7 protein-coding genes and 1 pseudogene are annotated in these 6,319 nt (G+C 41.8%); all 8 read left to right on the plus strand.

Features of this window, described 5'->3' with window-relative positions:
• Positions 1–60 precede the first annotated feature (60 nt).
• Positions 61–857 (plus strand): annotated as a pseudogene (locus tag B3763_RS16945) (RteC domain-containing protein).
• Positions 814–2,160: a hypothetical protein gene (locus B3763_RS16950; protein WP_286748063.1), complete on the plus strand. Its 1,347-nt coding sequence runs from the start codon at positions 814–816 to the stop codon at positions 2,158–2,160. The pseudogene B3763_RS16945 and the gene B3763_RS16950 overlap by 44 nt, the downstream one beginning before the upstream one ends.
• An 89-nt stretch (positions 2,161–2,249) precedes the next feature.
• Positions 2,250–2,579 carry a helix-turn-helix domain-containing protein gene (locus B3763_RS16955; RefSeq protein WP_286748064.1) on the plus strand — a complete coding sequence of 110 codons (330 nt, stop codon included), beginning with the start codon at positions 2,250–2,252 and terminating at the stop codon, positions 2,577–2,579.
• A 15-nt stretch (positions 2,580–2,594) separates the two neighbouring features.
• The gene (locus tag B3763_RS16960) at positions 2,595–3,401 is read left to right on the plus strand and encodes a hypothetical protein (protein WP_286748065.1); all 807 of its coding nucleotides are present in this window, start codon (positions 2,595–2,597) and stop codon (positions 3,399–3,401) included.
• Positions 3,402–3,519: 118 nt separating this feature from the next.
• Positions 3,520–4,047 (plus strand): AAA family ATPase, encoded by a 528-nt coding sequence (locus B3763_RS16965; RefSeq protein ID WP_286748066.1) that lies wholly within the window; start codon positions 3,520–3,522, stop codon positions 4,045–4,047.
• A 132-nt stretch (positions 4,048–4,179) separates the two neighbouring features.
• Positions 4,180–5,274: a Fic family protein gene (locus B3763_RS16970; RefSeq protein WP_286748067.1), complete on the plus strand. Its 1,095-nt coding sequence runs from the start codon at positions 4,180–4,182 to the stop codon at positions 5,272–5,274.
• A 3-nt stretch (positions 5,275–5,277) separates the two neighbouring features.
• Positions 5,278–5,976, plus strand: a complete 699-nt coding sequence (locus tag B3763_RS16975; RefSeq protein WP_286748068.1) for an HNH endonuclease signature motif containing protein — start codon at positions 5,278–5,280, stop codon at positions 5,974–5,976.
• A gap of 71 nt (positions 5,977–6,047) precedes the next feature.
• The coding region (locus tag B3763_RS16980) for a hypothetical protein (RefSeq protein WP_286748069.1) at positions 6,048–6,319 on the plus strand (272 nt) is incomplete at its 3' end.

The raw sequence follows: 6,319 nt of genomic DNA on the forward strand, positions 1-6,319 counted from the left end.
AGTTTTTAAATGTCTGAAATTTATAACCACCTATATGAAGATTTAGAGGACAAGCTTAGAATGATTGATCTGGAAGAGGACAACATTCTCAAAAAATCAGAGCAAAGCTTTCAAATAGCCCTTCGGGCAATTAATCAGTTGAGAGATAACTTGCAACAAAAACCGCTGGTCTCACAAAACGATGAAATCTCGTTTTTTAAGGAGATAAAACCCAAGTTCGTTAGCAAACTCATCTATCACCTCAGCGTGTTCAATATCGAAACCAACAAGCCCAATGGAGGGATCAAGGTTAGACGTAAGTATTATCAAAACGAACTGGACAAGCTCAAACGTTACTTTGATAACAACCTGGAATTTTACCGCTACTACCGCACCCACAGCAACTATCTGGATCACAAATACTTGTCCGTGGCAAGCAAGATATACGGCTTACATTGGATTCCTTCTTTTTTGAAACCGACCCTAACTTTTCTACCAGCCACGATTTCAAGGTTTCTAACATTCTCGCAAATGATTTGCTCAATGTCTATCTGGAAGATGAGTTGAACAAGTTGAGCTTGACAGATTTAAACAACGGGAAATCACAAGTCGAACCGAAGGTGAAAATGACATGGACAGACTCCAAAGTAGCTCTGATTGAGCTGATGTACGCCCTCCATGCCCGTGGGGTTTTTAACCATGGCAGAGCAGACTTGAAAGAAATTTCCAAATGTATGGAAGACACTTTTGGAGTTGATTTAGGACAATACCACCGCACATTTCTCGAAATACGTATCAGAAAGACAGGAAGGACGAAATTCCTCGATTCCCTGCATGAAAGCCTTATCCGCAGAATGGATGAAGCTGATGAGAAATAACGCCATCAATTCATTATATTCAGAGATGGATATTAAACTCGAAACCACCAGGGGCTACTACAACCCCTCATTTTTAAAACTGACTGTAAACGCAGATTGTGATTTATCCAATCTCAATCTGCTAAACAAAGCTCACTTTTCCACTTTTTACCATGAATACATTCATTTTCTTCAAGACTTAACCACCACCTTCGGTGTTACAAATGCTGCAATAATTGCCAATCGCCTTAGGTTCTATAATGAGCAGTTTAGAAATTCCCCAGACCAATTTGTTAAAGTAAAAATCCCTTTGATTGATCAAAATGGAGCCAACTCAAAGTTGAATGCCGAACTACAGAATCTATATCAGGGAACAGGGAATTTGAGAGTTGGAGTTCAAGACCTCCACATTCTTTCCGTAGCTATTTGTGATTCTAACATTTTTCTTCCCGACCCTTTCTCGAAGTATGCTAAGGGGGTTCGTGTCTGTATTGACTTAAATGGATCGACCGAAACTCTTCAATTTGGAGGGATATGTATCCTGGAGAATATTGCTCACATTCTGCAAGAAAAGTTTTTTGGAGAAACCCATCACCCGTCCTGGCCTTATAAAGCAGCAGAATATGTTGCTTTACACATTCATCCTCAGTTTGCCTCTAGTTTGGAAAACGTACTGGCATTGTGTGAAGCATCACTTATGTCAATGCATTCAGGAGAAACTTTTGTTTCAATGCTGGAAATCATGAAGGCACAAAAATACTTGCCTGAAAACGCCAGTGATGTATATGATTTTGTCCTACGCAATGTGTCGGCTGATTCAAAGTCACTGATTGAGATTTTTCAGTTCCAGGCTAAAAAAGCAAAGGAACTATTAGGTGGCTACTTTACTACTGATGTGTACTTGGCTGAAAAAAAATGGTTAGATGAGATTTTATCACAAGGTGAATCAATAAGGCTGAAGAACTTAGGTTTGTTTTTAGAGATGTTTCGCCAACACACTATGCCTTCAGCCAAGTTCATTGAGGTATTCGGCAAATTAGGTACACCGTTCATGATGAATATCAATGGTGATGCTTGGTTTCACCCTCCACAAGCTATCACTCAAGAAAACATCCAACCTGATAGACTTGCCGCCATTATGGAAATATTCAACCTCTTTGAAAATGGAACTAATAAGTGCGATTTGAAGCATTTCTGTATGATCAATGTAAATGTGGATGAAAGATGCAATTGCTCTCCCTGGAAGAGGTGGAACGATTCTCAAGTGTGCGCTTATGGAGCTCTATGGAAAACTTGGGGATTATTTGAAAAAGAGCCTATTTAACAAAAAATCTTTCCCAACTTCGGTTTGTCTTGTGAATAAAACCCACTAAACGGGAACATCTTCGCTGTTCAATCAACATTTGTTAAGATATGGCAGCAGAAACCGACAGGTTCGCGAGCACCTCTGGAAATAAATTATATCGCGAGCAAATTATTACCACGGACGACCTTCGTGAGTTCAAGATCGAACTCCTGAAAGATCTCAAAAGGCTACTCAAAGAACACTCAGGCCAGCCTTCCAAGAAATGGCTGAAGTCCTATGAAGTGCGTAAGCTATTGGGTATTTCACCCGGCACCTTGCAGAACCTGCGGGTGAACGGCACATTGCCTTTTACCAAGATCGGGGGCGTAATCTATTATGACTATACGGACATTCAGTCCATGCTTCAGTCCAACAAGTTTCAGAACCGCTTGAGGTAAAGCACATGGCCGGGCATGAACTACATCAGGCACCTTTCCGCAGTGTTCCAGCAGATGGATGCAGATACCAGGCTCACGCCCTACCACATCAGTTTGTATATGGCCTTGTTCAGACGGTGGAACCTCAACTTTTTCAAAAACCCAATATCCGTGTCCAGAGACGAGCTGATGAGGTTGTCAAAAATTGGTTCGGTGAACACCTACACCAAGTGCCTGAAGGAACTGGACAGCTTTGGCTTTATCCGCTACGAACCGTCATACAATCCGCACCGGGGCAGCCTCATTTACCTGTACAGTTTTGATAAAGGTAGTAATACAGGTGCTGATAATGGAAGTGAAATAGCAGTGAGACCTTATACAAACAATACAAACTCTTTAAACGGTAAAAACGAAACAAACTTGGGTGAGCATTCAAAAAAAATGGAGATCGATTCAAATGATTTGGAAATGAAAAGAAAGTTGAGCTCGCCACAGGCGAACGAAATCCCGGCTGATGTCGGGAAAAAGTTGCGGCAAAAGAAAAAAGAAGTCTCAGGCTATGGTCCGGATATTCCTCCACTAGAAGACCATGTGAAAATCTACTTTGACGAAAAAGGCTATCCGCCCGTGGAGGCCGAGAAGTTTTACAACTACTTCCAGAGCAATGGCTGGCTGGTAGGTGGCCGCTCCAAAATGAAAGACTGGAAAGCAGCCGCCCGCAACTGGATGCTGAACGCTCAAAAATTCAATACCTATGCAAAAGATCAGCGAAACCATCAGCCACGTCCTAAACCCGGAAACCTCCACTCAGGAACCGGCAAGGACTATGGCGAGCCGCTCTAAGTCTCACTCAGAGAGTGTTCGAAGCAACGTCATCCAATTCGACAAATGCCTTGAATTCCTGGAGAAAGCAGGCAAAGAATACATCAGTCCAAAATTCAGGATATGGAAGGAAGACCACTTGATTATATTCAAACTTTTGGTCTACTTCTATCAGGACAAACCCAATGCTGAAAAGCACGGCATTGACCTACACAAAGGCATTTTGCTAACCGGCCCGGTCGGTTGTGGCAAAACTTCCCTGATGACCCTTCTACGGTTTATGTTGGCTCCCAAAGAGCAATACATCATCAAATCCGCTCGTGATATCACTCTGGAATTCATACAGGACGGCTATCCAGTTATCAACAAATATTCTAAGTCAGCCTTTCAGCAAACAGGTGGAGAGCTGGCCCCAAAAGCGTTTTGCTTCGATGATTTAGGTGTAGAATCAAACATCAAATATTATGGAAATGAAACAAATGTGATGGCCGAAATCCTCCTCAGTCGCTACGACATGTTCATTAGCCGGCACATGATCACACACGCCACCACCAACCTTTCTGCCAGTGAGATTGAGAACTGCTATGGCAATCGGGTAAGATCAAGGATGAGGGAGATGATGAACGTAATTGCCTTCGATAAGGAGGCGAAAGATAAGCGGGTATGAACATGTCCCATCGTGGTACATGTGCAGGTTTTCATGTCCTATTCTTAAAGGTTTTGTCTCACGTCCCATCATGGTACATATAACTTGTTTCATGTCCCAATTTTCGTATTTTTGTCTCACGTAATTATAGGAATGAAGAATATTGATCCCTCACAGCCTTTCAATGATTTGCCTCTTTTACCTCCTCCGGTGGAAAAAGTGGAGACTATCGAAATCCTCAAACAGGAGAGTAAAGCAGCGGTTGCCCTTGCTGAGCTGAAGGGATTGGCAAGAACCTTACCCAACCAGGGTATTTTGATCAATGCCATTGTACTCAAAGAAGCACAGGCCAGTTCAGAGGTGGAGAATATTATTACTACACATGACAAGCTCTACCAGGCTTTGGCGGCCAAGTCAATGACAATTGATCCTTCGACAAAGGAAGTCCTACGATACAGGGAAGCCCTGCTCTATGGCTTTGAAGAGATCAAAAAGAAAGGCTTCCTAAACACCAATGGTATTGTCCGGATTCAATCCATATTGGAAGAGAATGAGGCCGGAATTAGACAACTACCTGGTACTTCCCTAAAAAACGATCTGACGGGTAAAACCATCTATACACCACCGGACGATAAAGAAACAATAGTCAGACTGATGAAAAATCTGGAAGACTTTATCAATGATGAACCCGATAGAATGTCTCCCCTGATCAGGATGGCCATACAACACTACCAGTTTGAGAGCATCCATCCATTCTATGATGGAAATGGCCGGACGGGCAGGATTATTAACGTGCTTTACCTCATCCTTCACAATCTGTTGGAAATACCCATGCTGTACCTCAGTGGCTACATTATAGGCCACAAAGGAGCTTACTACAAATTGCTACAAGAGGTGAGGACTAAAGACAATTGGGAAGGTTGGATATTGTTTATGCTTAAGGCCATTGAGGATACTGCGACAAAGGCCATTTCCCAGATCCATGGGATCAACAGCATCTTCAATGAGATTCAGGATAAGGTAAAAAATGAAGCCCCTAAAATCTACTCGAAAGACTTGATCGAACAATTGTTTGTTCACCCCTATACCAAAATAGAATATATCTCTAATGGGCTGGGCGTAGAAAGAAAAGCCGCTTCCAGGTACTTAAAGACTTTGGAATCCATTGGAATCCTAAAACTCGAACCTATCGGGAAAGAGAATATTTTCATCAACCAGCAATTGTACCAACTACTGAAGCAAAGTTAGACCATGGCCAAAGCTCGAAAATCCATACCCCAAAAAACGAAATCTCTTTTACAGCAAGAGATTAACTCCCAGTGCCCAATCTGTGATGATCAGAATGTAGATCATTTTGAAATTCATCATATTGACGAAATTCCCGAAAACAATTCCCCTGACAACCTTTTGATGCTTTGCCCGATTTGCCATTCCAAGATTACAAAAGGTGATATAAGTGAGGAGGAGGTCAAACAAATCAAGACCTATCTTATGATTAAAGCTAAAGGCAAATCCAGTGCAAAGTCATCAAATACCATCAACATCAAAGGCAATGTGTCCAACTCCACGGTAGCCAATTCGATCAGTGCACAGACCATTGTTTATAAATCCCGAAGCAAACCGAAAATGGAATTCGCTGATGGTGCCATTGGTAAAAAAGCGGAATTGAAAAACTATGTGAAGCATCTGATTGATCGATATAACGAATACAAGGAAGGAGATGTTGGCAAATCCAAAATGAATTATGCTGCCATTTGGGGCATCATCAAAAAGGAATTTAAAGCCAGTGCCTACCAAGTCCCAGAAGCCCAGTTTGAGGCTCTTTGTTCCTTCCTTCAGTATCGCATAGACAACACAAAACAAGGCAGGATCAACAGAGGGAAAGGCTTTAAGAACTATTCAACATTTGATGAAATGCCCACGAGAATGGCTTCTCACACAGGGGAATGATTATAAAGGGCATTCTCCCGATGGAAGATCGGGACAGGCTATCTGACCTTAAAAAATCAAATTATAAACACATGAAATCTATGGTGGAGAGTAAGCAGAGCAACCTTGATTGGCTGAAAAAAAGATACCCAATTCGGCCTAAAAAGTGGCATACTGAAAAGGTTCTCAGAATAAATGAAATTGAGAACTATAGGTTCTATTCTCGGAATTCAACAAAGACTTACAGAGGAATCATTAGTCCGCTAGACATAAAAGGTATTCAATACGCCTATGCTTATAACGATGAGAGTGATATTACCTGGATTGACTTATTGAACAATTTGAAAAGGTTTAAGGATATTCG

Origin of the sequence: Roseivirga sp. UBA1976 (assembly GCF_002336325.1) — a bacterium.
In the GTDB taxonomy this organism is placed as follows: domain Bacteria; phylum Bacteroidota; class Bacteroidia; order Cytophagales; family Cyclobacteriaceae; genus Roseivirga; species Roseivirga thermotolerans.